The organism is [Pseudomonas] carboxydohydrogena, from assembly GCF_029030725.1.
Lineage (GTDB): Bacteria > Pseudomonadota > Alphaproteobacteria > Rhizobiales > Xanthobacteraceae > Afipia > Afipia carboxydohydrogena.
In genome coordinates this window covers 1,709,055-1,734,735 of the sequence record NZ_CP113162.1, presented here as the reverse complement: position 1 = coordinate 1,734,735, position 25,681 = coordinate 1,709,055, and the positions used below count along the sequence as shown (strand labels likewise).

Sequence of the window (25,681 nt, the reverse complement as noted above, 5' to 3'; positions counted from 1 at the left end):
GCAATCCAGCGCCACAAGACAAAAGCTGGATTGCTTCGTCGCTGACGCTCCTCGCAATGACAAATTTACGGTTTGAGCACCGACGCGCCGGTCGTGACCCGGCTCTCAAGATCGATATGCGCCTTGGCAGCATCCTTGAGCGCATAGGCGCGGTTGATCGGCACATGCAGCGTGCCGTCGATCACGGCGGCGAACAGCGCATCCGCTCCCTCGATCAATTCCTTGCGCGTGCCGATATGATCGGCGAGCTTGGGGCGCGTGATGAACAGCGACCCATGCGTGTTGAGTTCATTGACCGAGAACGGCGGCACTGCGCCGGACGCATTGCCGAAGCTGACCATCAGGCCGCGCTTCTTCAACGACCGCAGCGAACCCTGGAACGTGTCCTTGCCGACGCCGTCATAGACCACGTCGCACAGTTCGCCCCGGCTGATCTGCTTCACGCGCTCGGCGAAATCTTCCTCCTTGTAGAGGATGACGTGGTCACAGCCGTTCGCCAGCGCGAGATCGGCCTTCTCCTTTGAACCGGCGGTTCCGATCACGGTTGCACCGAGCGCCTTGGCCCACTGGCACGCAAGCAGCCCGATGCCGCCCGCCGCTGCGTGAATCAGCACGCGGTTGCCCGGCTGAACATGAAACGTCTTGTGCAGAAGATACCAGACCGTCAGGCCCTTCAGCATCAAGACAGCACCCTGCTCGTAGGTGATGTGATCGGGCAACTTGACGAGCCTGTCTGCGGGCGCGTTGCGCTCGGTCGCGTATGCGCCGAGGTTGAGGTAATAAGCCACCCGATCACCGGGATGGAAATTCGTCACGCCCGGCCCGACCGCCGTGATTTCGCCCGCGCCCTCATGGCCGACCGTGAACGGCAGGCTCGGCGCCTTGTACAGCCCGGTGCGGAAATAGCAGTCGATGAAATTGATGCCGATCGCGTGATGGCGGATACGGACCTCACCCTGGCCGGGCGGAGGCAGTTCGACGTCCTCATAGGTCAGGACGTCCGGTCCCCCGAGTTTGTGCACCCGCACAGCCTTGATCATCGTTTTCTCCCTGCACTACTTGCGCAGACGGAAATGCATCGGGCGGCAAATGTCAACGTGGAGGATCGGCGGCCTGCCGGAACATCCTGTGCTTGCGCCGGTTGCGCTTCGCCAGAACATTGAACGTCTCCACCGCGGCGGAAAACACGATGGCGCTATAGATGTAAGCGCGCGGGATGTGAAAACTGAGACCGTCGGCGACGAGCGCCACGCCGATCAGCACCAGGAACGCCAGCGCCAGCATCTTGGTGGTGGGATATTCCGCGACAAACGCCGCCACCGGCCCCGACGAGATATACATCACCGCGCAGGCGATGATGACGGCCGCGATCATGATCCGCAGATCCTGCGCCATGCCGATCGCCGTGATGACGGAATCCAGCGAGAAGATGATGTCGATCACCACGATCTGCACGATCACCCAGGCGAACGCATTCGACGACCGCGACGCAACCACCTCGCCGTCGGTCGGGCCTTCCACCTCGGCGTGAATTTCATGCGTGGCCTTCGCGATCAGGAACAGGCCGCCGCCAATCAGAATCAGGTCGCGCCACGACAGATCGATGCCCTTCACTGTGAGAACCGGCGCGGTCAACCCGATCAGCCACACCAGCATCGACAAAAGCAGGATGCGGAAAATCAGAGCCAGGGCGAGGCCGATCCGGCGGGCGCTTTTCGCCTGCTCCGGAGGGATTCGTGACACAATCACCGACAGAAAGATCACGTTATCGATGCCGAGAACGATTTCGAGAGCTGTCAATGTCAACAATGCAGCCCATGCTTCGGCGCTGGTCAGTAAATCCATCATGATGTGATCCGGCTATAGGTTCGCACAACAAGATCGGAAAACAGCACATATCCGCCGATTGCGCACAGCGCGATCTTCACTGCGGCCGGCACGTTGAAATCCGCCACGATCGTGAAGATCGCCAGCACCGCCCAGACGCCGATCAGGACCAGCGTCAGCGGCCGCCAGCGCAACGTGCGCAGCGGATGCAGAGTGTGAAACGGCACGAATGTCAGGATGACAAAGACAGCCAACACAAGGGTCGCAACACCCGGCGATGGCTTGAGCAGCAGCAGATAGAACGCCGCCGCATTCCACAGCGCGGGGAAACCGCGAAAATGGTTGTCGTCGGTCTTCATGCGCCGGTCGGCGAAATACAGAGCGCCCGACATGACGATAGCTATTCCAACCAGCGGCCCCGCAATCGGCAACAGCAATTTGCTCGCCATGATCGCATAGGCCGGGACAAACACATAGGTCAGGAAATCCACGACGAGATCGAGTGTGTCGCCCGACCAGTCCGGCAACACATCGGGGACGCCGAAGCGGCGTGCAAGCGGCCCGTCGATGCCATCGATGACAAGCGCCACGCCCAGCCAGACGAACATCATCGTCCAATGCTCGCGGACCGCCTCCAGCAAAGCCAGCAGGGCCAGCGCCGCTCCCGAGGCTGTCAATAGATGAACCGCGAACGCGCGCGCCCGCATGGACGCGTCAGGGCTCCGGGACGGGTCATGCGAGTCGGTCATCCACCCCACAATTAACAGGATTGTGCTGGGCTTGCACTGCAACTCTTGCGCCCGGAAGCCGCCGTTCCCGACATCGACCCGCGCTAAAAAAGCTGTTATCGCACCCTCATGAACACGCCCGGTTTCCCTCATTTTGACGTTGCCATCGTCGGTGGCGGCCCTGTCGGCCTCGCCGCGGCCATCGGGCTTGCGCAGAACGGCGTTCCCACCACATTGATCGCCCGCAAGGTCGCCTATAGCGACAACCGCACCACCGCCCTGCTCGGCGGCTCAATCGATTTTCTGAGGTCGCTGGAGGTCTGGCCCCGCTGCGAACAGCAGGCGGCCGCTTTGCGGGTGATGCGGCTGATCGACGACACCGGACGGCTGGTGCGCGCGCCCGAGGTTCGACTGTCGGCTCACGAGATCGGAGAGGAGACGTTCGGCTACAACATCGAGAACCGGATACTTGTTGCGGCCCTTGAGGAACGCGCTTGTGAATTGACCAACCTCGTGCGTTACGATGACGACGCCAGCACCATCGATGGCGGCGATTCATCTGCCGGGATCGCGACAAAGAACGGTGCACATATCAATGCCGCGATCGTCGGCGGCGCGGACGGACGTAATTCGCTTGCGCGCCGCAGCGCGGGCATCGACCTGCGCACGCGCACCCTTGAACAGGCCGCCGTCACCTTCAACACCACGCATACACGCCCTCACGACAACATCTCGACTGAATTCCACACGCCTCACGGCCCGCGCGTGTTCGTGCCATTGCCTGGCCTTCGCTCGAGCATCGTCTGGGTGACGACGCCGGACGAGGCCGCGCAACTGCAATCGCTGTCCGACGATGAACTCGGCCTGCGCGCGGAGCGTCAGGCGCACTCGATTTTCGGCAAGATGCGCGCGGAGGGAGAGCGTCACGTTTTCCCGCTGACGATGCAAAGCCCGGCCGCACTCGCCGCGCACCGCATCGCCCTGCTTGGCGAGGCCGCTCATGTTTTTCCGCCGATCGGCGCGCAGGGCCTCAATCTCGGGCTGCGCGATGCCGCCGATTTCGTGCGGGTTATCACGGCGGCCCATCAGGCCGGCACAGACCCCGGCTCGGATGACGTGATGTCGCAATACTCGCGAAGCCGCAGCGCCGATATCGCAAGCCGCACGGCGGTGATCGATATCGCCAACCGCTCGCTGCTCTCCGGCTTCCTGCCCGTGCAGATGATGCGGGCGGTGGGCCTTCATCTTCTCAATATCGCCGATCCGCTGCGCCGTTTCGCCATGCGCGAGGGGCTTGCCCCCTGGTGGCGACGCTCGGCCTGACTGGTATCGGGGGCCGCGATTTGCGATATTTCACCCAGCAACAGCCACAATTTCGATCTACCGCAGACTCACGATGAAAGCACGAACCGCGAAATTCCAGATCGGCCAGGTTGTCCGTCACCGCTCCTTTTCATTCCGGGGCGTGATCTTCGACATCGATCCCGAATTCAACAACACCGAAGAGTGGTGGCTCTCGATCCCCGAGGAGATGCGTCCGCACAAGGACCAGCCATTCTATCATCTGCTGGCCGAGAACTCGGATTCCGAATACATCGCCTATGTCTCCGAGCAGAACCTGCTGCCGGACGAGACCGGCGATCCGGTTCGTCACTCGCAGGTGTCGGAAATCTTCATCAAGGACAAGGCGGGCGGATATCGCCAGCGCAATCTGTCCCTGAACTAGAGCCGACGCTCTCTTCTCACTGAGCCAATAAAAAAGCGCGCATTACTGCGCGCCTTTTCTTGACCGCTTTCGCCGCCGTTACTTGCCGGCGGGCGGGGTTGTGTTGGTCTGGCTCTCGAGCCGCTGGCGGGCTTCCGCCGCACGCTTCTGCAACTCGTCCTGCAATTTCTTCTGGTTCTCCTCGAACACCTTCGGGTCGGTCGGAGGGCCATCATAAGCCTTGGCGAACTCGGCCAGCGGCAGCGGCAGCGTCAGCGGCGCGCCATTGGAGTTGATCGCCTGCACGACGAGGTTCTGGCCCTTCTTCATGTGGTTCAGAAGATCGGCGGTGACTTCGTAATCGGACATACAGCCGTTGGCGAAGCAGATCACATAGGGGCTTTGCAGCGGCGGGTTGCTGTCGACGACAATGCGGGTGCCGTAGGCGAGCTGCATGCCGAGCGGCAGCGTCACGCGCAGGATCTTCTTGGGCTCGCCTTCCGGCTCGATGATGACGGCCGCGATGACGGGCTGGCCGGACTCGATGCGGCCGTCCTTGCCGGTGAAGCAGACCTGCTTGGCGTTGGCATCCTGACCCTTGAGACAGAACTTGGTCCACTGACCGTAAATGAGCTGAACCTGCTGCTCCGGCTGCTGCTGGCCCTGCGCGGGCTGCTGGGGCTGGGCGGGTGCCGCCTTCGGAGCCGCTTTCGGCGCGGCCTTCCCCTTGGGGGCCGGCTGTGCCTGGGCGCTCGCATCGGCCACCGGCAGGGCGATCATGGCCGCGGCGGCCAGAAATACTGCGGCGAACCTCCGTCCGCGCGGCGCGGCCTGCGCGGCCAAGTTCCGGAAATTCATAGTGAAAACCCTTTCTGACTAAGCGCTGCCACCCTTATGGAGAGCGTCGCCGATGAGGCGCTGTCTCGGAGCCAAATGAGGCGGATGCGTGACAACACACGCGACTGATCGGAATCGCCCGCCTTCATACAACGGCAGGCGGAAAGATCAATGCCAACAATGATTTTTTGGGTTTTTGTCCTGTTGCCGGAAATCGTCCGGACGCCTCGTGATAGCGTTCGCCATCGCCCGGCGAATCGCAAGGAACACGGGACCGGATGAAAGCCCTCGCGCTCCGACGCCTCCTGCTGATGTTTGTCGCCGTCCTTGGCGCAGCACTTGCCGGCGCGTGGGCGCAGGCCGAGCCGGCCCCCTCCATTGCCATGCACGGCAAACCGGCGCTGCCAAACGACTTTAAGAACCTTCCCTATGTCAATCCAAACGCTCCGAAAGGTGGCCGCCTGACCTTCGGCCTGCTCGGCACATTCGACAGCCTGAACCCGTTCATCGTGAGGGGCATCGCGGTGCAACAAATTCGGGGCTACGTGGTCGAGAGCCTGATGGCGCGCAACAATGACGAGCCGTTCTCGCTTTACGGCCTGCTCGCCGACAGCATCGAGACCAATGAGGCCCGCAGCTATGTCGCCTTCCATATCAATCCGGCGGCGCGGTTCTCGAACGGCACCCCGGTGACAGCGCAGGACGTGCTGTTCTCCTGGCAGTTGATGCGCGACCATGGCCGCCCCAATCACCGGCTGTACTATTCCAAGGTGAAGGATGCGCGCGCGCTCGACGCGCAGACCGTCCGTTTCGATTTCGGCGGCGAGGCGGACCGCGAACTGCCGCTGATCCTCGGACTGATGCCGGTGTTTTCCCAAAAGGCCGTCAACGTCGATACCTTCGAGGACACCTCGATGACCGCCCCGCTCGGCTCCGGCCCCTACCGCGTCACGGAGGTCCGGCCCGGCGCCAGCGTCACCCTGACGCGCAACCCGGATTACTGGGGGCGCGACCTGCCGGTGGCCCGGGGCCTGTGGAATTTTGACGAGGTCCGGCTCGACTTCTACCGCGAGGCCAATGGCGCCTTCGAGGCGTTCAAGCGCGGACTGTACGATTTCCGCAACGAGAACGAGCCGTTGCGCTGGCACGAGGGTTACGACTTCCCCGCCGCCCGCAACGGCGAGGTGATCCGCGACACGGTCAAGACCGGCACTCCGCGCCCCTCGGAATTTCTGGTGTTCAACACTCGCCGCCCGGTGTTTGCCGATATCCGGGTCCGGCAGGCGTTGACGCTGCTGTTCGACTTCGAATGGATCAACCGCAATTACTTCTTCGGCCTCTACAGCCGCTCGCCGAGCTATTTCGCGGGGTCGGAGCTGTCCGCCGAAGGCCGCCCCGCCTCCGCGCATGAACGCGAGATCCTCGCGCCCTATGCCGCGAGCGTTCGGCCCGACATCATGGACGGACGCTATCGCCTGCCGGTCACGGACGGCTCCGGGCGCGACCGCAAGGCGCTGCGCGCAGCCCTGACGCTGCTGGAGCAAGCCGGCTACGAGTTCAAGGGCACGCATCTGCGCAACCGCGAGACCGGCGAACCGCTGAGCTTTGAAATTCTCGTCAGCACCCGCGATCAGGAGCGGATCGCGCTGGCCTATTCGCGTGACCTCAAGCGCGCGGGCATCGAGGTGTCGGTGCGGGTGGTCGATGCGGTGCAGTTCGACCAGCGCCGTCTCGCCTACGACTTCGACATGATCCAGAACCGCTGGGACCAATCGCTGTCACCCGGCAACGAGCAGGCGTTCTACTGGGGCTCGCAGGCCGCCGACACGCCGGGCACCCGCAACTACATGGGCGCCCGCGACCCCGCGATCGATGCCGCGATCAACGCCATGCTGGAGGCAAGGGAACGGCCGGACTTCGTCGATGCGGTCCGTGCCCTTGACCGTGTCCTGATGTCCGGGGCCTACGCAATTCCCTTGTACAACCCGCCGGCGCAATGGATCGCGCGCTGGAATCGTATAAAATCTCCTTCCCGTACTGCGCTTTCCGGCTATCTTCCGGAGACGTGGTGGTTCAACTTACAGAAACAGACTCCGTGACCGACGCGACGGACACTCCCGACACCAGCGTATCGATGCCGGACAGGTCCCCGACGCTGTACGACCTGTTCTCGCGCACGGCCGAGCGCACGCCCGATGCGCTTGCTCTGTGCGATCCGCCGAACAAGCGCCGCATCACCGGCGAAGAGCCTGTCGAACTCACCTACGCGCAGTCTGAAGCCGCAGTCGCCTCGCTGTCCTCGCAATTCATCCGCGCGGGGCTTCCGGCCGGGTCCATCGTCGCGGTGCAACTGCCCAACACCGTCGAATTCCCGCTGACGCTGCTCGCGGCATGGCGCGCGGGGCTGGTGGTGGCGCTGCTGCCGCAGCTCTGGCGGCAGGCCGAACTGGCAGAAGCCTTGAACCGCGTCGGCGCGCGCGCCATCGTCACCGCCGGGCGGATCGAACTGATCGACCATGCCGACCTTGCGATGAACGCCGCCGCCGAGGCGTTCTCGATCCGGCATGTGATGGGCTTCGGCGAGGCGCTGCCCGACGGCATGACGCCGCTCGATTGGCGGCAGCGGGAATCCTTCGCGCCCAATCTCTCGATCAACGCCCGCAAGGCCGCCGTTGCCTCGTTCGACATCACCCGGAACGGGATGGTCGCGGTGCCGCGCAGCCATGTGAACCTGATCGCGGGCGGATTGGCCATCTACATGGAAAGCGCCCTTCCCTCCGCCGCGCGGATCATCTCGACGGCGCTGCTGTCCTCGTTTGCGGGGCTCACGTCATCCGTCGTGCTGTGGTTGTTGAGCGGCGGCTCGCTGCGCCTGCATCATCCCTTCGATCCGCAGGTGCTGGCCGAGCAGATCCGCGCAGGCAATTGCGACACGCTGATCGGGCCCGCCGAACTCGCATTGCGGATGTCGGAATCCGCAGCCATCGACGCACAGCCATCGCTGCATCATGTCATCGGGCTGTGGCGGACGCCGGAACGTGTTTCGGCCAGCCCGGACTGGAAGGCGAAGTCGGCGGCACTCACCGATGTCTATCTGTTCGGAGAAATGGGCCTGTTCGCGCTCAACCGCCTCGACGACGGCACGGCCGCGCCGGTGACGCTGACCCACCACGACGCAGCCCGCGCGGGTGAATTGCTGCTGACGCCGAAAGGCACGCTCGGCCTGCGGGGGCCGATGGTGACGCTCGCGGCCTATCGCCCTCCGCCAAAGGCCGACACCTCCCTGATGCGGGCAGAGCCCAGCGCCGACTATGTCGATACCGGCTATCCCGCCAAGCGCGCGAACCCGGACGGGCACATCACGCTGACCGGCACGCCCGCCGGCATAGCCAATGTCGGCGGCTATCGCTTCCGCGAGGACGATCTCGAACAATGGGCGCGTCGGCTATCGCCCGGCACGGTGATGATGGCCCTGCCCGATCCCATTAACGGCTTCCGCCTCGCCGGGCGCTCGAACGAGAATGCCCGGGCGCGCGGCGCCCTCGCAGAACTCGGCCTCAATCCGCTGATGACGGAAGCTTTCCGCCAGCGCGAGCGTCAAGCGTAAGTATTCATTACATTTTCGGGATTCGTGGCAATCGGCGTTGACGGCGCATTAAGGCCGCGTCCGGTAGGATGGAGGCTGATTTTGCGACCTGAGTAAAAAATGTCCCAGTCCGGCCCCATCGTCGTCGTCTCCAACGGAACATACGCCCCGCTCTACAAGGCTCTGTCGGCCGCGAAGATCTTCCCCGCCGTGGACAGCACGTGGCAGGAAGCGGAAGCCGCAATCGCGCGCGTGAAACCATGCGCAGTGATCGTCGCGGGAGCGCATGAGCCCGCCGCGATCAAGGACATCGCCCGCCGCGTCGAAACCTTAAGTCCCTACGTGCCGCTGATCGCGATTGATCCAGGAAGCGCAACTCTACCTCACAACGCACTGCCGCTGACAGAGATCGGCGGCCGCGGCGCGCGCCGTCTGGCCTCGCGCCTGAACGCCGCGCTGCGGCTGCGCGCCATGCACGCGACCGTTTTGCGGCGGGCGCGCGATATCCGTCTCACCGACTTGCAGATGCCCGCCGACGATCCCTTGCAGGACGCAACCGTGCTCCTGGCCGGACGCGGGGGCTCGTTTCCCGCGTTGTCCGTTGCGCTGGGTGAACGGATGGGCATCGTCGGGGCTCTCAGCATCGAACAGGCGGCTAAGCATCTCAATGCCCGCACGCTCGACGGCATCGTGATCGGCGGCGGTTTCACGCAGCGCGTTGTCGAAGCATTCCTGCAAGTGCTCTCGGAGGATTCGCGCCACCGCAACCTGCCGGTCATCGTCTCGGGCGTGCCGTTGCCGCTCCATCCTTATGACCTTCCCAACCTTGAAGCCGGCGGCGCGGATGCCGCAAGCACGGTCGCTATCGCGGTTCCGCTGATCCGGCAAAAGGCTTTCGAGGCACGGCTGGAGCGAGCCTCGCGCTCGATCGAGGCCGGCGGCCTGCTCGATCCGCGCACCGGACTTCTGACCGAAGGCGCTTTCACCCGCGATCTTACACGCTCGATCGAAGACGCTCATGCACAAGGCGCGGGCCTGTCGGTCGCAAGTTTTACCCTATCCACCCACAACGACCGCTCGCGCTTCGACGCGGCGCGCATCGTCGGCCAACTGATGCGAAGGATGGACTTCGGAACATTGCAGGGCGATGGAACCATCGTTGTCGCATTCGCCGGAACGAGCATCGTCGATGCACGTTCCATCGCACGGCGCCTTGCCAGCGTTCTGAAACAAACTGTCGTCGGACCGAAACCGAACGGCAAGCTCACGCCCGATGTCGCAGTAACATCGCTCCTGCCCAATGATTCCGAGGCATCGCTGCTTGCGCGCCTGCGCCTGGCCGATGCACAGGCCGCATCGTAACGGCGCGGAACGAACACAACCCCTCCGCATTGGGCCCTCGTTAATCCAATTGAGGAGGTTGTCCATGAAGAAAACTGTATTGCTCGGTCTCACCGCCGCATTGATCGCCGCACCGGCTTTCGCCCAGTCGACGATGAGTCCTTCGGCCACTTCGCCCGCGGCGACGACCGGCAGCGCGCCGTCTTCAACGCCGGCGTTTGCGCGCGTCTCCAGCGACGAGATGTTCACATCCAGGCTGAAGGGCCTGAACGTCTATAACCAGAACAATGAATCGATCGGCGAAATCTCCGACATCGCCATTACCAAGGACAATCAGGTGCAGGCGCTGATCCTGTCGGTCGGCGGCTTCCTCGGCATGGGCGAGCACTACGTCGCGGTCGCTCCGTCCTCGGTGCATGTGGCCTACGATCAGGCCAGCAAGAAGTGGAAGGCCACGATGAACACCACCAAGGAGGCGCTCAAGGCCGCGCCGGAGTTCAAATATCCGACCACTGGCTAAATCCAGCTTGCCGTCATTGCGAGCGAAGCGAAGCAATCCAGTTATCTGGATTGCTTCGTCGCATGCGCTCCTCGCAATGACGAAAAAACTCACGCTGCCTTGCGGCCTTCCGCCAGAGTAGCCAACTGGCGAAGGATGTCGGTGACGCCTTCCATGCGATCCTCCGGCGTCGCCCACTCTTGCAGGAATACCACCTTCATATCCGGCCGCACTTTCGCGGCCTGTCCGTATTGCCGGATGAAATAGACGAGGCGCTCCGGCTCCGCGAAGCTGTTGTTGCGGAAGCTGATGGATGCGCCCTTCGGGCCCGCATCGAGCTTCTCGATGTTGGCACGGCGGCAATAGTTCTTGATCGACGCGAGCCTGAACAGGAAACGAACCTCGTCCGGCAATGGCCCAAAGCGATCGCGCATCTCCGCGCCGAAATCGGCGATCTCGTCGTCAGTCTCCAGATCGGCGAGCCGCCGGTAGAGCGACAACCGCACCGCGAGGTCGGCAACGTAGTCTTCCGGAATCAGCACCGGCATGCCAAGCGTGATTTGCGGCGACCAGCGGTCCTCCGCGGGCGCGGAGATGCCGGCCTTGAGATTGAGGATCTCCTCCTCCAGCATCTGCTGGTAAAGCTCGAAGCCGACTTCCTTGATGTGACCGGACTGCTCCTCGCCGAGCAGATTGCCCGCGCCGCGAATATCGAGATCGTGCGAGGCCAACTGGAATCCCGCGCCGAGATTTTCCAGCGACTGCAAAACCTTCAGGCGGCGCTCCGCCTGCGCCGTGATCGCGCGTTTTGCGGGCAGCGTGAACAGCGCATACGCACGCAGCTTCGAGCGACCCACGCGGCCGCGCAACTGATAGAGCTGCGCGAGGCCGAACATATCGGCGCGATGAACGATAAGCGTGTTTGCGTTGGGGATATCGAGCCCCGACTCCACGATGGTGGTCGAGAGCAGGATGTCGAACTTGCCATCGTAGAACGCCGACATAATGTCCTCGATCACGCTCGGCGGCATCTGGCCGTGCGCGACGGCGACCTTCATCTCCGGCACGTTCTTGTCGAGAAATTCCTTGGCTTCCGCCAGATCGTCGATGCGCGGGCAGACATAGAACGCCTGCCCGCCACGATAACGCTCGCGCAGCAAAGCCTCGCGGATCATCAGCGGATCGAACGGCGCCACAAAAGTGCGCACCGCGAGACGATCCACCGGCGGCGATGCGATGATCGACAGATCGCGCACGCCAGTCAGCGCCAGTTGCAGCGTACGCGGGATCGGCGTCGCCGACAGCGTCAGCACATGCACCTCGGCGCGCAACTGCTTCAGCCGCTCCTTGTGCGAAACCCCGAAATGCTGCTCCTCGTCCACGATGATGAGCCCGAGGTTCTTGAACTTGACGCTCTTGCCAAGCAGCGCATGGGTGCCGACGACGATATCGACGCCACCTTCCGCCATTTCCTTCTTCGTCTCGCGCAACTCCTTGGCGGTGACAAGACGCGAAGCCTGCGCGACCTTGACCGGAAAGCCGCGAAACCGCTCGGTGAAATTCTTCGCATGCTGGCGCGCGAGCAGCGTGGTCGGCACCACCACGGCGACCTGCTTGCCCTCCAGCGCGACGGCGAACGCCGCGCGCAACGCGACTTCCGTTTTGCCGAAACCGACATCACCGCAAATCAGCCGATCCATCGGCTTGCCGGCATTGAGATCGTCCAGCGATGCCGTGATGGCGCCAAGCTGGTCCTCGGTTTCGTCGTGCGAAAAGCGCGCGCAGAATTCGTCGTACAGCCCCTGATGCACCGGGAATTTTGGCGCTTCGTGAACCTGCCGCTCGGCCGCGATCTTGATGAGATCACCCGCGATCTCGCGGATGCGGTTCTTAAGTTTGGCCTTGCGCGCCTGCCATCCGCCGCCGCCGAGCCTGTCGAGTTCGACGCCGCCCTGCTCCGAACCATAACGCGATAACAGTTCGATATTCTCGACCGGCAGATAGAGCTTGGCGTTGTTGGCGTAATGCAGTTCGAGGCAATCATGCGGCGCGCCGGACACATCAAGCGTCTGCAAACCGATGTAGCGCCCGATGCCGTGCTCGACATGGACGACGAGGTCCCCCGTCGCCAGCGACGTCACCTCGGAAATAAAATTCTCGACCTTGCGGCTCGATTTGCGCGCGCGCACCAGCCGATCGCCGAGGATGTCCTGCTCGGTGATGACCGCGATGCTCTCGGTCTCAAAACCGGATTCAAGACCGACCACCGCCAGCATGGTTTCGTTGCGCGGCGTCGCCTGCACCATTCGCCATGTATTGACGTTGGTCAGCGGCACGAGCTTGTGGTCCTTGAGCATGCTCGCCATGCGTTCGCGCGAGCCTTCGCTCCACAGCGCGACCACCACTTTCTTGCGCTCGACATGCAAATGATTGACGTGGGCGACCACGGATTCGAATACGTTGACGGCGGCGTCCGCACGCTCGGGCGCGAAATCGCGGCCCTGACGCGCGCCGATGTCGATCACGGTCTCGGCTTCCGGCATCGCGAACGGCGTCATCCGCGCCAGTGCCTGCGCGGCGAGCCTCTCGTTCCACTCGTTTTCTGTCAGATACAATTTGTCAGGCGGCAGCGGCTTGTAGACGGCACCGCCGCCGGGCTGCTCCATCGCCTCGCGCCGCGCCTCGTAATAATCGCCGATCTGCTTGTAACGCTCGCGCACCGCATCCTCGGCCTGCGCCTCGATCGCAAGCGGCGTGCCGTGAAGATAATCGAACAGCGTGTCCATTGTCTCCACGAACAGCGGCTGCCAATGCTCCATGCCGGGATGGCGGCGGCCTTCGCTTACCGCCTCGTAAAGCTGGTCATCGCGGTCCGGCGCGCCGAACTGCGCGACATAGCCCATGCGGAAGCGTCGGATGGTTTCGGTCGTGAGTTGGAATTCCGACACCGGCACGAGATCGAGCGCGCGCATGTCGAGCAATGTGCGTTGCGTCTCGGCATCGAATGTACGGATCGATTCCAGCGTGTCACCGAAGAAATCGAACCGCACCGGCTGGTCGAGGCCCGCTGGAAACAGATCGAGGATGCCGCCGCGCACGGCGTATTCACCAGGCTCGCGCACCGTCGAGGTGCGGCTGTAGCCGTTATGTTCGAGCCATGCGGTGATGGAATCCATCGGCACGCGATGGCCAGGCGCGACCGACAGCGCCTGCGCCGCCATCGCATCGCGCGCGGGCACGCGCTGCACGATGGCGTTAACGCTGGTAAGCACGATCAGAGGCTTCTCGCCGCCGCCTGCGAGACGCGACAGCCGCGCCAGCGTGGTCAGGCGTTGTGCGAGTATCCCGCCATGCGGCGACACGCGATCATAAGGCTGGCAATCCCAGCCCGGAAACTGCATCACCTCGACATCGGGCGCGAAAAATTCCAGCGCGCGGGCAAGCTGCGCCATGCGCGCGCCATCGCGGCACAGCACCGCGAGGCTCACGGCGGGAGCGTCCTTGCGCGCGGCCACGGCCCGCGCGAGATCGGAGACGATCAGTCCCTCCGCGCCTTCGGCAGTATTGGCCAACGTGACGGCACGTCCGGGCGCGAGCAGCGCGGCGGGCGAGCGAACCGGAGACTTCATGCCGCGCGTCCGCCGGTGAACGCCTTGATGCGCCGGAAAATACCGTCGGCGTACTCCGCGTCGAGCGACGCCTTGTCGTTGAAAGCATCGTAGAGATCGGGATCCGGCAATTCGATCAGGCGCTCGAAATCGGAGATCTCGTCCTCGCTCAGATCCGCGATATGGGCATCGGCAAACCTTCCGAGGATGTAATCCATCTCCTTGGTGCCCCGGTGCCAGCAGCGGAATAGGAGACGCTTGCGCCGGTCGTCGAGGCCATCGCTGGAACGGGTGGAAGCGGACATTTCATGCCTTTCGTCAACGCCAAAAGCCCGGACGTGCCGGGCGAGGTTGATATAGCGATGCTGCGGCCCAATGTCAGCACCTTCCGCGAAAGAAGGCCGTCATTGCGAGGAGCAAAAGCGACGAAGCAATCCAGTTCTTTTTACGTTCCACTATTGTAAGGTCTGGATTGCTTCGCTTCGCTCGCAATGACGCCGGAGAGCTTTAGGCATTCATGCGCCCTCCCATTCTCAATCCGCTGTTCGCGCCGGTGACCAGCCTCTCAGGTGTCGGGCCGAAGCAGGACAAATTGTTCCGCTATCTGCTCGACCGCAGCGAGACGCCGCGCATCGTCGATCTGTTGCTGCATCTGCCGTCCAGCGTCATCGACCGCCGCGCGCAGCCGGACATCCGCGATGCCGTGCCCGGCACGGTGGTGACACTGAAGGTGACGGTGGACCGGCATCGCGCGCCGCCGCCCGGCCGCTCCCGTGCGCCATATACGGTGTTCGCCAGCGACGATACCGGCACCGTGATGCTGACCTACTTCCGTCCGCAGGGCGGCTATCTCGACAAGCTCTTGCCGGTCGGTGAGGTGCGTTACGTCTCCGGCACTGTGCAGTTGTTCGACGGCACCTTGCAGATAGTGCATCCCGATCGCGTGGTCGATGAGGAAGGTTTCGCAAAACTTTCCGGCATCGATCCGGTCTATCCGCTGACCGAAGGGCTCGCGATCGGCGCGGTGCGGCGCGCGGTGGCGCAGGCGCTGACAAAGCTGCCGCAACTGCCGGAATGGATCAGCCCCGAAGTGGTGCGACGCTGCTCTTTCCCGGATTTTTCAACATCGCTGCACCGTTTGCACCAGCCGGACGAAATCACCGATATTCTGCCTGATGGCCCGTTCTGGTCGCGGCTTACGTTCGACGAACTGCTCGCCAACCAGCTCGCGCTGGCTCTGGTGCGCGCGCAGTTGCGGCGGCCCGCAGGCACGCGCCATGCCGGTGACGGCCACCTGCGCGCAAAAATTATCGACGCGCTGCCCTTCGCGCTGACCCCTTCGCAGCAGGACGCCGCGCGCGCCATCGCCGAGGATCTCGGCAAGCCGCTGCGAATGTTACGCCTCCTGCAAGGCGATGTCGGCTCGGGCAAGACCGTGGTGGCGCTGCTCGCCGCCGCAGCCGTCGCCGAGGAAGGCCGGCAATCGGCCCTGATGGCGCCAACGGAGATTCTCGCGCGCCAGCATATCGCCACCATCACGCCGCTGACCGAGCGTGCCGGTTTACGCGTCGCCATTCTCACCGGACGCGACAAGGGCAAGGACCGCCGAGACATTCTTGAAAGGCTCGCGAACGGTGAGATCGATCTTCTGGTCGGCACCCATGCGCTCATTCAGGACGAGGTGATCTTCAAGTCGCTCGCGCTCGCCATCGTGGACGAACAGCATCGCTTCGGCGTGCGCGAACGGCTGCTGCTGACCGGCAAGGGCGAAGCGGTCGACATGCTCGTGCTGAGCGCCACGCCGATCCCGCGCACGCTGGTGATGACCTATTTCGGCGACATGGACATTTCCGAACTGCGCGAGAAACCCGCCGGACGCCAGCCGATCGATACCCGCGTGGTGCCGAACAGCCGCCTCGGCGAGATCGTCGATGCCATGGGCCGCGCGCTCCATGCCGGCAAGCGCATCTACTGGATCTGTCCGCTGGTCGCGGAATCCGAAGCGGAGACTGCCCTTCCCCTTGTCGATGCCACCCAGCGGTTCGAGAGCCTGCACAAGAAATTCGGCGACACGGTCGGGCTGGTCCACGGTCAGATGAAGCCCAGGGAGAAGGACGCCGCGATGGCGCGCTTCGCGTCCGGCGAAACGCAACTGCTCGTCGCAACCACGGTGGTGGAGGTCGGCGTCGATGTGCCGGAAGCCACCATCATGGTGATCGAGAACGCCGAACGCTTCGGCCTGTCGCAACTGCACCAGTTGCGCGGGCGCATCGGGCGCGGCCATGAATCCTCGACCTGCATCCTGCTGTATCATGAACCCGCTGGCGAAATTGCCACGGCACGGCTACGTGTTATCCGCGAAACCACGGACGGCTTCCGTATCGCGGAGGAGGATTTACGTCTGCGCGGCGAAGGCGACGTGCTCGGCACTCGCCAAAGCGGCCTGCCCGGCTTCCGCATCGCGCGGCCCGAAATCCATGGCGGCCTTGTCGCGCAGGCCCGCGACGAGGCGCTGCGCATCATGCAGGACAATGCAAAGCTCGAGGGCGAGCGTGGCGAAGCCCTGCGCTGCCTGCTCTATCTGTTCGAGCGTGACGAGGCGATCCCGCTGATCGGCGCGGGTTAACGCGCGAGCAAAACCCGCCCGGCGGTCCAGAGCGCGCTCGGGATCGTCGGCGCGCCGATGAGCGACATGGTCGCGACGCTCACGCCGACATTGCCGAGCCACCACATCCGCTCCGGCGTCCGGAATCCGAACCCGGAACATGCAATGTTCAGGAAGAACGCCGCGTAAGCCGCAACAGCCGATATCCAGAAGCTGCCATACCCCGCGATCCGCAGTTCGGTCACGGCCGTTACTGCGATGCTGATAAGGACGATGGCCCAGATCAGATTCGACGTGGTGACGATCTTGCCGCGTTCGATTTGCTCGCTGCGAGAAACCGTCCGATTATCCTTGCGGGTCAATTACTCGACCTTCGCCGGGCTGGAGATTTTGGCAGCATTCGCGACATTCGCCGCCTGCGCCGTTTCGGCGAGTGCCGCGATTTTCTTCTGCGCATCGTTGCCGCCGGGCTGAACGACGCCCGCCGACATGATGAGGGTCGCCGCATCCTCGGCGCTGATGTCGATTTCGATCAGCTTGCTCTTCGGCACATAGAAGAAGAAGCCCGTGGTCGGGTTCGGCGCGCACGGAAGGAACACCGCGACATGCTCCTCCTCGCCGGGCAGCGCGTTCGACATCTGCTCGTTCGGCGCATGAGAGATCAGCACCACCGACCACATCCCCGGCGATGGAAATTCCACGAGACCGACCTTGCGCAGGCCCGAGCCGTTGCTGGAAAAGATCGTCTCGAACACCTGCTTGAGGCCGCGATAGATCGCGCGCACCACCGGCATGTGGCCGAGGATGGTTTCGCCGAGAGCGACAAGCTGACGTCCGATCAGGTTCGCGGCGAAGAAGCCGAGCAGCGTCAGTGCGATCACCGCCACGATCAGGCCCGAGCCGGGAATCCCCCACGGCAGATAGGTTTCCGGGCGGTAATCGACCGGCACGAACGGGCGGACCATGTTGTCCACCCAGGTGACGAACCACCATGTCAGGTAAAAGGTGATCGCGATCGGGCCGGCGACGATCAGGCCGGTGAGGAAATAATTGCGCAGGCGCGCCATCAGGCCGCGCGGAGCATCTGGCCCGCCCGTGAGGTCGCCCGGAAGTTTCGGCGTATTCTCTGTCATGACCTATCCGTATCGCCCCGACCGCGCGGCATGCAAGGGCTTGCGGGGGCAAGCCGCCGCCTCATTGCCCGGAAAGTCTTTAAATCCATGTGTCATCTGCGTCAGTTTGTCATTCGACGGTGACGGATTTTGCAAGGTTCCGTGGCTGATCGACATCGGTGCCCATGATGACGGCCGTATGATAGGCCAATAGCTGCACCGGCACCGCATAAACGAGCGGCGTCACGGTCGCGGGCATATCCGGCAGAACGATGGTTTCGAGCGATTGCACCGTCGCCTCGCGCGCGCCCTGCGCATCCGTCATCAGCACGATGCGGCCTCCGCGCGCGGCGACCTCTTGCATATTCGAGACGGTCTTCTCGAAAACGCGGTCGTAAGGCGCGATCACCACCACCGGCATTTTCTCGTCGATCAGCGCGATGGGACCATGCTTGAGTTCGCCCGCCGCATAACCTTCGGCATGAATGTAGGAGATTTCCTTGAGTTTCAGCGCGCCTTCCAGCGCCAGCGGATAGCTCGTCCCGCGTCCGAGATAGAGCACGTCCTGCGCCTTGGCGATGTCACGCGCCAGTTTCTCGATCTGAGGCTCCAGCGCCAGAGCCGCGCTCATCAGGCGCGGCACCTCGATCAATGCGTGAACGAGCTTTGTTTCGTCCTCGGCATTCAATTCGCCCCTTGCCCTCCCCGCCGCGACCGCGACCGCCGCCAACACCATCAACTGGCAGGTAAACGCCTTGGTCGAGGCGACGCCGATCTCGGGGCCCGCCAATGTCGGCAACACCGTTTCGCTTTCGCGTGCAATCGTCGAGGTGGTGACATTGACCACCGAGATAGTGTGCAGGCCCTGCGCCTTGGCGTAGCGCAACGCCGCAAGCGTATCGGCGGTCTCGCCCGATTGCGAAATAAAGATCGCAAGGTCGCCCTTGCGCAGCGGCGCTTCGCGATAACGGAATTCGGAGGCCACATCGAGTTCGACCGGCAGACGCGCGAACCGCTCGAACCAGTATTTGGCGACGAAGCCCGCATAGCTCGCGGTGCCGCAGGCCGTGATCGAGACGCGGCCGATGTTGGCGAAGTCGAACGGCAGCTTGGCGGGCAGCGAAACCTGCTCCGTCGCCATATCGACGTAGCGCGCCAATGTATGGCCGACGACTTCCGGCTGCTCGTGGATTTCCTTCGCCATGAAGTGACGATAGTTGGCCTTGTCCACCATGAAGGTCGAGGCGCCGGACTTCAGCACGTCGCGCTTCACGGGCTCGTTCTTCTCGTTGAAGACGCTCGCGCCCTCGCGCGTCAGCACCACCCAGTCGCCGTCCTCGAGATAGCTGATGTCGTCGGTGAAAGGTGCCAGCGCAATCGCGTCGGAACCGAGATACATTTCGCCATCGCCGTAGCCGATCGCGAGCGGCGAGCCCTTGCGCGCGCCGATCATCAGATCGTCCTCGCCCTCGAACACGAAAGCGAGCGCGAACGCGCCGCGCAGTTTCGGCAGCGCTTCCTTCACCGCGTCCTGCGGTTTAAAACCCTTGGCGAGATATGAATTGACGAGATGCGCAACGACCTCGGTGTCGGTCTCGCTGTCGAACCTGGCGCCCTGCTTTTCCAGTTCGGTGCGCAACTCGCGGAAATTCTCGATGATGCCGTTGTGAACCACCGCGACCTTGCCGCTCGCGTGCGGATGCGCGTTGTTCTCGGTCGGCTTGCCGTGGGTCGCCCAGCGGGTGTGGCCGATGCCGACGCGCCCGAGCAGCGGCGAGGATTTCAGCCGCGCTTCCAGATTCTTCAGCTTGCCCTCGGCGCGGCGGCGCTCGATATGCGCGCCTTCCAGCGTGGCGACGCCCGCGGAATCGTAACCGCGATATTCCAGCCGTTTCAGCGAATCCACCAAAAGGTCCGCCACGGGCTGGCGGCCCAGAATTCCGACAATGCCGCACATGCGGTTTTATGCCCTTCGACGATCGAAAAGAGGAAATCTCATAACCAAAATCTCTTAGCCAAGTATCGCACGAACCGTGGCTCAAGAATTGTTGCGAATTCCCACATCCGATTCATGATTAACGCCTGGCCACAGGACGCTCGATGAATCCCCGTCACGTCCCGGTCTTTTTCGCATCAGCCCTTCTTTTTCGCATCCGCCTTGCGCTCGCGATAACGCTTGGCCCAGCCCGGCCGCGTCACCTGCTCGTTGCGCTCGACCACCAGCGCATCAGGGGGCACCTCGCGGGTGATGACGGAGCCAGAGCCGATATAGGAGCCCGCGCCGATCTTCACAGGCGCGACCAGCGAGGAATTCGAGCCGACGAATGCGCCCGCGCCCACTTCGGTGCGGTGCTTGTCGAAGCCGTCGTAATTGCACATGATCGTCCCCGCGCCGATGTTGGCGTTGGTGCCGACATGCGCGTCACCTACGTAGGAGAGGTGATTGACCTTCACGCCGCTCTCCAGCACCGCAGCCTTCGTCTCGACGAAATTGCCGATCCGCACGCCTTCACCGAGCGTCGTGCCGGGACGAATACGCGCGTAAGGCCCGACCGAGACCTTCTTGCCGATCGAGGATTGCGTCACATGCGAGAACGAATGGATCACCGCGCCATCGGCGATGCTGACGCCGGGGCCGATCACCACGAACGGCTCGATCACGACGTCGCGGCCGAACGTAGTATCGCTTGAGAGAAACACCGTCTCCGGCGCGACCAGCGTGACGCCCGCCTCCATCGCCTCGCGCCGCAGCCGCTGCTGCATCACGCTTTCGGCCTCGGCCAGTTGGGTTTTTGTGTTGATGCCGCGCACTTCGTCCTCATGGGTTTCGATCACGGTCGCGCGCAATCCCATTTCGCGCGCGATGCCGACCGCGTCTGTCAGATAGTATTCGCCCTTGCTGTTTGCATTGCCGATCCGGTCGAGAATTTGCAGCGCGGTCTTGCCCGCGAACGCCATCATCCCGGCGTTGCAAAGATCAACACTGCGTTCGGTCTCGGACGCATCGGCCTGCTCGCGAATGGCGACGAGTTGATCGCCCTCGACCAGCAGGCGGCCGTAGCCGGTCGGGTCCTTGGCGCGGAAGCCGAGTACCGCCATCGCAACATTCCCCGCCAGCGCCGCACGCAGGCGGGCAAACGTCCCTGCGGTCACCAAAGGCGTATCGCCAAACACGATCAGCAAATCATCCGCGCCCTCCGCGATGGCCGCGCGCGCCGCCAGCACCGCATGGGCCGTGCCCTTGCGGTCGCTCTGGACGAACATTTGCGCCTGCGGCCGCAGCTTGCGCACTTCATTCGCCACCGCCTGATGGTCGGGACCGACGACGACGGCGAGACGATCCTGCTTGCCTGCGGGGGCCGCGAGCAGCACATTGGCGAGCAATGAGCGTCCCGCGACCTCGTGCAGCACCTTGGGCAGCGTGGAGCGCATCCGCGTTCCTTCGCCGGCTGCAAGGACAAGAGTGAGGCTGGAGCGGTCGGTCATGGGCGTCCCGGGATCACGATAAGGAGCCGCTCCCGGATTCGGAACGGCACGGTGCGGTTGTCATAGAGCCTTTCCGGGCGGGATGGAATTCACCGGCAGGGTACAAATCGGGCTGAATCAAGGAGTGGCGCGCATCCAGAAGATGTTCCTGTTAAAATTGTAAGGCTGATTCGTGGGGGAATCGCGGGGGGCCGTTACCTGACCATGCGGAATGATCGCGCCAAGCTCGATCAGATCGACGATGACGCCGAGTCCGGCGGCTGGCTGTCTCGTCTTTTCGCCAACGAGGAAGAATTCGACCGTCGCGCGGTGTGGCGCCTCGGGTCATGGGGTGCGGCCTCCGTTTGCGCCGTCGCCGCTGCGATGATGGTGGTGCATTATTCCAGCGGCCGCGAGCACGAGCGCATGGCCGAGGTCTCCCGCCAGAGCCAGCAATTGCAGGCGGTCGAACGGGAGACAAAAACCGAAAGCCGCCGTCTCGCAGCCGCCATCGACACGCTCAACAACGACCGCGACCGCCTGTTCGCGCGCGTGACCGTGGTCGAGCAAAGCCTCGATTCCGTCACCGGCGCGCTTGCAAAGCCCTCTTCCGCGTCCTCATGGCCGAAGGCAGGCGCAGCAGCGCCGATCATCGGCACACCGGCAGTCGTGGCAAGCGCCGCGCCAATCCCCGCCGCGCCTGTCGCAACCGTTCCGCCCGCGCTGCCCGAAGTCAATCTGCCGGTGACGGCAGCAGCCCATTTGCCGTCTCTCCCCACGACAAAAATCGAACCCGCGCCGGAACCGGATGCCCAGCCGAAAACTCCCGATGTCCCTGTTCCGCTGCCGCACGAGGAAGGCGGGTTCGGGCCGCTCACGGTCGCCTCGCTCGCGCCGCCCAATCCCGAGACTGCGGAGGCGGCGGCGGAAAAGATCGTGCGACCGGTCGAGTTCGGCATCGATCTGGGATCGGCCAACTCGGTCGAAGGATTGCGGGCGGTCTGGCGGGGCGCCCTCAAAAGAGTCCCCGGCCTCGTGGGATCGCTTCAGCCGCTGATCGTCGTCCGCGAGGGCCAGAACGGACTCGGCCTTCGTCTCCATCTCGTCGCCGGTCCGTTGAATGACGCGGCCGCCGCGGCAAAGCTCTGCGCCAGCCTGATCGCGAACCGGCACCGTTGCGAAACAACCCTGTTCGATGGGCAGCGGCTTGCGCTGGAGTCCCCTCTGGGAGCTCGGGTTCCGCGCGAGAAACCGCGCCGCCAAGCTCGCAGTCACGTCGAAAAGCGAGTAGAAGAACACCCGCAACCGCCGCAGCAGCCGCAACCCCAGCCAGCCCCGGAAGCGGCTGCGAGCCGCGGTTTCTCGTTCTTCAACCGTTGATCCGCGGGGTCCTTCCCGCGATCCCTGAACCCCTATTGAGAGACCTCATGGCCGACCCCCTTCCGCCCGGCGACCCGACCCAGCTTCGGGAGATGGAAAAGAAGTGCCCGTTCCGCCCGAGCGCGGTGCAGGTCCAGTGGCTCCTGGTCGTCGGCTTTCTCAGTGTCGGCTATGCGCTGTACCTGCGCTATTTCGCCATCGAATATTCGCCGGTGGCGCTGGCCTGCGATGGCGGCCTGCCGACCCTGCTCTGCAAGACGCGAGCGACGGTCACCTATCTGTTCAAGAACGACGTGTTCGGCCTCGCCGCGCTGGTCGTCGCGGTCCTCCACATCATCCGGCCCTCGATGGTCACGCTGACCGCTGGCCTCGTGGCCGCCGGTTTCGGCATCGTGCTCTACAATATCGGTTTAGCAGGCGTCGCTATCGCGTTGATGATTTTGGGGTTCGCGCGACCCGCGCCAGCGACAGCGTGAACGCCAGAACCGCGTAGGCCCCGCAGGTCCACAGCGACTGCCAGTTCGCCGACCCCTCGTTGAAGCCGATGTAAACCACACTCAACGCCAGCAGCGATGCGAAGGTCGTCTCCGCGATCGGCCGCCGTCCGTTGAGCGAGGGGCCGTTCAGGAGCATCAGCAGCAGCGCCGGAACGGCAGCGATCGTCAGCGCCGCGAAGGGGAAATCGCGGTAGCGCGGATCGAACACGAAGCCCAGCGCCGTCTCCGTCGCCAGCACCACCACCACAGCCAACGCGAAGCCCAGCGCACGCAGCGTCTTGGAATCGGTGCGTCCCTCCCGCGGACCGATCAGTTCGATGAAAGTCGGCAGGCAACGGCCCGTCACCATCGCCATCGCCGCGAGGATCGTCGTCACAAGAGCAGCGCCCAGCAACGCGCTGTTGGCGACCCAGCCGCCGATGCCGAAGCTCTCGATCTGGACCTTTTCTACGCCCCAGCCCGCCAGTACGCCGCCGACCGTGGCGCTGACCGCCACGAACAACCATGACGGCCAGCGTGGCCGCCAGGGCCTGCGCCGCAGCGCCGCGAACGCCACCAGATAGACCAGCACGCAGAAGGCGAGCCCGCCGCCCATCTGATACTTCCACATCGGATGATTGGTGATCGGCTGGTCCGGCCCATATTTCGGCTGCCGGGTTTCGTTGCTGAACAGCCCCCAATAACCGCCGACGGTACCCTCGAGCTGACGCTTCCAGGGCTGGTCATAGGCCTCGATCAGATTGACGCGGAATTTCTCCGCCTTCGCCAGAGCGAGAATTTGCGACACCACGAATGCCTGGTTGGCAAACGAGGGAAGCGCGCCGTCGCGCATGCGCCCTGCGCTCGGCCAGCCGGTTTCGCCGATCAGGATTTCCTTGTTCGGGAACGCCACCGCCACCCGCTTGCGAATCTGATCGACATGGCCCGCCGCGTATTTCGCGCGCACCGGAAAGTCTTCCCAGTACGGCAGGATGTGGATGGTGACGAAATCTACCGCATTATAAATCTCGCGGTTGCGCAGCCAGAACTCCCACACGTCCGCGTAGGTCACCGGCATGTTTTCGACGCGGGATTTAACGTAGCGAATCGTCGCAACCAGATCGGTCGCCGTCATCTCCCCGCGCAGCAATACCTCGTTGCCGACCACCAGCGACTGGATCGTGCCGGGGTAGCGCTTCGCCAGCGCCACGGCGGTGTCGATCTGAAGGCTGTTCCTGAAGCGGTTGCTGCCGAGCCAGATGCCCTGAATAACCTTCAGCCCGACCTTCGCCGCCTCGCCCGGCACCTGATCGAGGCCGCTGTCCACCGAATAGGTCCGGATGCAATTGGTGATCTTGGCAAGCTGGGCGAGATCCTGCGCGATCTGCTGAACCGGCACATGCAGCGAGGGATCGAGCGGGCTCTGCGCGCCTCGGAACGGCGTGTAGGATACGCATTCCAGTTTCTGCGCGGGATCGAGCGGCGCGCGCGCGCGCGGCACCGGCTCGCCGAGCCAGATCCATGTCCCGGCAATCACGCAAAGCGAGAGGACCAGAAGCGCTAGCGGCGTTCGCAACGAAATGTGTTCACCCTCCGAAGCTGTCGATTAGCCGCTTGGGCCTGCGCTGCCAAGAGCCGCCGCCCCTTGCCCACCGACTTTGATGGTATTCCGGCCTTGCCGGGCAGGTTTTCCGCGACGCGCTGGACAAAATCGCGATTGTGTTTCATGGGAATCCGGGCCGGAAATGATCGCCGCATTGGGGGCTCATTTGCGCGTCAACAGGGGGCTCGCCTTCAAGTTGGAGACTCCCTTCAACATAAGGCCCGCGCGAACGGGTTCTGATCGGGGAAATCATGGGTCATCACTTCGCTTTCCTGAAGACTACGCCGTTTCGTGGCGCAACCATGTCGGCGTTATTGCTTGCTACAAGCCTTGGTTTCACAAGCCTTGGTCTCGCAACCGCCAGCGCCCAGACCGGCGAGAAGCCTCAGGATCAGAGCAAAGCGGCTCCCGCCGCCACGGCACAGGACAATCGGGACGCCCAGAAGCGCACCGATGAGTTCGCCGAGGCGGCCAAGGCCATCAATGGCCCCGCGGGCAACCCTGAATGCGTCTGGCTCGGCCGCCGCGTTGTCAACCTGATGTGGCGCGACGATCTCGACACCGCCTTCCGCCACCTCGACCTTTACGACCGCTTCGGCTGCCCCGGCGGGCACGTGCAGGCGACCTTCCGCTGCCTCGTCCGCTTCGGTGCGACCATCGACAACAAGATTCCCGATACGCTGAACACCCGTATCCAGGCGTGCTGGATCAACCCGTCCGCGCAGCCGCAGAACAGCAACTTCCCCCCGCCGACGCCGCCCGCCCCGCCTGCGGCGGCCGCCCCCGCGAAACCCGCCGCACCGGCCAAGTAATCCGCTGCTGCGGCGCGGCGCGGAATCGCCCCATATCGGTCCGCGCCCATAAAAACGCCACGACGCCATACCAGATGTTAAAGCGCGTCATGTAAAA

General features: G+C 63.7%; 21 protein-coding genes. 10 read left to right on the top strand and 11 right to left on the bottom strand.

The genetic code is table 11. The annotated features are described in order from the left end of the window. Window positions 1-65 precede the first annotated feature (65 nt). From AFIC_RS08535 to pcsA, 3 genes are read right to left on the bottom strand one after another with little or no spacing between them, the layout of a single operon-like run. Window positions 66-1,040 (bottom strand): quinone oxidoreductase family protein, encoded by a 975-nt coding sequence (locus tag AFIC_RS08535; RefSeq protein ID WP_275245827.1) that lies wholly within the window; start codon window positions 1,038-1,040, stop codon window positions 66-68. 52 nt (window positions 1,041-1,092) lie between these two features. Then, complete coding sequence (locus AFIC_RS08530; protein ID WP_275245826.1) at window positions 1,093-1,848, bottom strand: TerC family protein; 756 nt, start codon at window positions 1,846-1,848, stop codon at window positions 1,093-1,095. Then, complete coding sequence (pcsA, locus tag AFIC_RS08525) at window positions 1,845-2,576, bottom strand: phosphatidylcholine synthase (RefSeq protein ID WP_275245825.1); 732 nt, start codon at window positions 2,574-2,576, stop codon at window positions 1,845-1,847. The genes AFIC_RS08530 and pcsA overlap by 4 nt, the downstream gene beginning before the upstream one ends. A 108-nt stretch (window positions 2,577-2,684) precedes the next feature. Between pcsA and AFIC_RS08520 the strand changes: the two genes are divergently transcribed. Both AFIC_RS08520 and hspQ read left to right on the top strand, forming a co-directional pair. Then, the gene (locus AFIC_RS08520) at window positions 2,685-3,878 is read left to right on the top strand and encodes a UbiH/UbiF family hydroxylase (RefSeq protein ID WP_275245824.1); all 1,194 of its coding nucleotides are present in this window, start codon (window positions 2,685-2,687) and stop codon (window positions 3,876-3,878) included. A 73-nt stretch (window positions 3,879-3,951) separates the two neighbouring features. Further along, window positions 3,952-4,281 (top strand): heat shock protein HspQ, encoded by a 330-nt coding sequence (gene hspQ, locus AFIC_RS08515; RefSeq protein ID WP_009339517.1) that lies wholly within the window; start codon window positions 3,952-3,954, stop codon window positions 4,279-4,281. A 78-nt stretch (window positions 4,282-4,359) separates the two neighbouring features. Here hspQ and AFIC_RS08510 read toward each other — a convergent pair whose 3' ends face one another. After that, a complete protein-coding gene (locus tag AFIC_RS08510) occupies window positions 4,360-5,118 on the bottom strand; it encodes an invasion associated locus B family protein (protein WP_275245823.1) in 759 nt (252 codons plus the stop codon). Between the two features lie 290 nt (window positions 5,119-5,408). Here AFIC_RS08510 and AFIC_RS08505 point away from each other — a divergent pair, with 290 nt between their 5' ends. The 4 genes from AFIC_RS08505 to AFIC_RS08490 all read left to right on the top strand — a co-directional run bounded on the left by AFIC_RS08505 (window position 5,409) and on the right by AFIC_RS08490 (window position 10,544). Then, on the top strand, window positions 5,409-7,196 hold the full coding sequence (locus AFIC_RS08505; protein WP_420833385.1) for an extracellular solute-binding protein: 1,788 nt from the start codon (window positions 5,409-5,411) through the stop codon (window positions 7,194-7,196). 35 nt (window positions 7,197-7,231) lie between these two features. After that, window positions 7,232-8,704 carry a class I adenylate-forming enzyme family protein gene (locus AFIC_RS08500; protein WP_275248673.1) on the top strand — a complete coding sequence of 491 codons (1,473 nt, stop codon included), beginning with the start codon at window positions 7,232-7,234 and terminating at the stop codon, window positions 8,702-8,704. 99 nt (window positions 8,705-8,803) lie between these two features. Further along, window positions 8,804-10,045, top strand: a complete 1,242-nt coding sequence (locus AFIC_RS08495; RefSeq protein ID WP_275245821.1) for a GGDEF domain-containing protein — start codon at window positions 8,804-8,806, stop codon at window positions 10,043-10,045. 64 nt (window positions 10,046-10,109) lie between these two features. Beyond that, the gene (locus AFIC_RS08490; RefSeq protein ID WP_275245820.1) at window positions 10,110-10,544 is read left to right on the top strand and encodes a PRC-barrel domain-containing protein; all 435 of its coding nucleotides are present in this window, start codon (window positions 10,110-10,112) and stop codon (window positions 10,542-10,544) included. Window positions 10,545-10,633: 89 nt separating this feature from the next. On the opposite strand, the gene mfd is transcribed toward AFIC_RS08490, so the two are convergent. Continuing rightward, on the bottom strand, window positions 10,634-14,152 hold the full coding sequence (mfd, locus tag AFIC_RS08485) for a transcription-repair coupling factor (protein WP_275245819.1): 3,519 nt from the start codon (window positions 14,150-14,152) through the stop codon (window positions 10,634-10,636). Beyond that, the gene (locus AFIC_RS08480; RefSeq protein WP_275245818.1) at window positions 14,149-14,436 is read right to left on the bottom strand and encodes an FAD assembly factor SdhE; all 288 of its coding nucleotides are present in this window, start codon (window positions 14,434-14,436) and stop codon (window positions 14,149-14,151) included. The genes mfd and AFIC_RS08480 overlap by 4 nt, the downstream gene beginning before the upstream one ends. A 212-nt stretch (window positions 14,437-14,648) precedes the next feature. Here AFIC_RS08480 and recG point away from each other — a divergent pair, with 212 nt between their 5' ends. Next, window positions 14,649-16,757 (top strand): ATP-dependent DNA helicase RecG, encoded by a 2,109-nt coding sequence (gene recG / locus AFIC_RS08475; RefSeq protein WP_275245817.1) that lies wholly within the window; start codon window positions 14,649-14,651, stop codon window positions 16,755-16,757. Here the strand turns inward: recG and AFIC_RS08470 are convergent. From AFIC_RS08470 to glmU, 4 genes are all read right to left on the bottom strand, one after another. Beyond that, window positions 16,754-17,098: a hypothetical protein gene (locus tag AFIC_RS08470; RefSeq protein ID WP_275245816.1), complete on the bottom strand. Its 345-nt coding sequence runs from the start codon at window positions 17,096-17,098 to the stop codon at window positions 16,754-16,756. The two genes, recG and AFIC_RS08470, sit on opposite strands and share 4 nt — an antisense overlap. Further along, on the bottom strand, window positions 17,099-17,869 hold the full coding sequence (locus tag AFIC_RS08465; protein ID WP_275245815.1) for a DUF502 domain-containing protein: 771 nt from the start codon (window positions 17,867-17,869) through the stop codon (window positions 17,099-17,101). A gap of 109 nt (window positions 17,870-17,978) precedes the next feature. After that, entirely contained in the window at window positions 17,979-19,805 is a 1,827-nt protein-coding gene (gene glmS, locus AFIC_RS08460) for a glutamine--fructose-6-phosphate transaminase (isomerizing) (protein WP_275245814.1), read from the bottom strand. Window positions 19,806-19,981: 176 nt separating this feature from the next. Then, window positions 19,982-21,334 carry a bifunctional UDP-N-acetylglucosamine diphosphorylase/glucosamine-1-phosphate N-acetyltransferase GlmU gene (glmU, locus tag AFIC_RS08455; RefSeq protein ID WP_275245813.1) on the bottom strand — a complete coding sequence of 451 codons (1,353 nt, stop codon included), beginning with the start codon at window positions 21,332-21,334 and terminating at the stop codon, window positions 19,982-19,984. Window positions 21,335-21,538: 204 nt separating this feature from the next. Between glmU and AFIC_RS08450 the strand changes: the two genes are divergently transcribed. Beyond that, window positions 21,539-22,693: a hypothetical protein gene (locus tag AFIC_RS08450; protein WP_275245812.1), complete on the top strand. Its 1,155-nt coding sequence runs from the start codon at window positions 21,539-21,541 to the stop codon at window positions 22,691-22,693. Between the two features lie 47 nt (window positions 22,694-22,740). Then, window positions 22,741-23,169 (top strand): hypothetical protein, encoded by a 429-nt coding sequence (locus AFIC_RS08445; RefSeq protein WP_275245811.1) that lies wholly within the window; start codon window positions 22,741-22,743, stop codon window positions 23,167-23,169. On the opposite strand, the gene AFIC_RS08440 is transcribed toward AFIC_RS08445, so the two are convergent. Beyond that, the gene (locus AFIC_RS08440) at window positions 23,117-24,745 is read right to left on the bottom strand and encodes a glycoside hydrolase family 17 protein (protein WP_275245810.1); all 1,629 of its coding nucleotides are present in this window, start codon (window positions 24,743-24,745) and stop codon (window positions 23,117-23,119) included. The two genes, AFIC_RS08445 and AFIC_RS08440, sit on opposite strands and share 53 nt — an antisense overlap. 278 nt (window positions 24,746-25,023) lie before the next feature. Here AFIC_RS08440 and AFIC_RS08435 point away from each other — a divergent pair, with 278 nt between their 5' ends. Continuing rightward, window positions 25,024-25,584, top strand: coding sequence for a beta-1-3, beta-1-6-glucan biosynthesis protein (locus tag AFIC_RS08435; RefSeq protein ID WP_275245809.1), 561 nt, complete (start codon window positions 25,024-25,026; stop codon window positions 25,582-25,584). Window positions 25,585-25,681 lie beyond the last annotated feature (97 nt).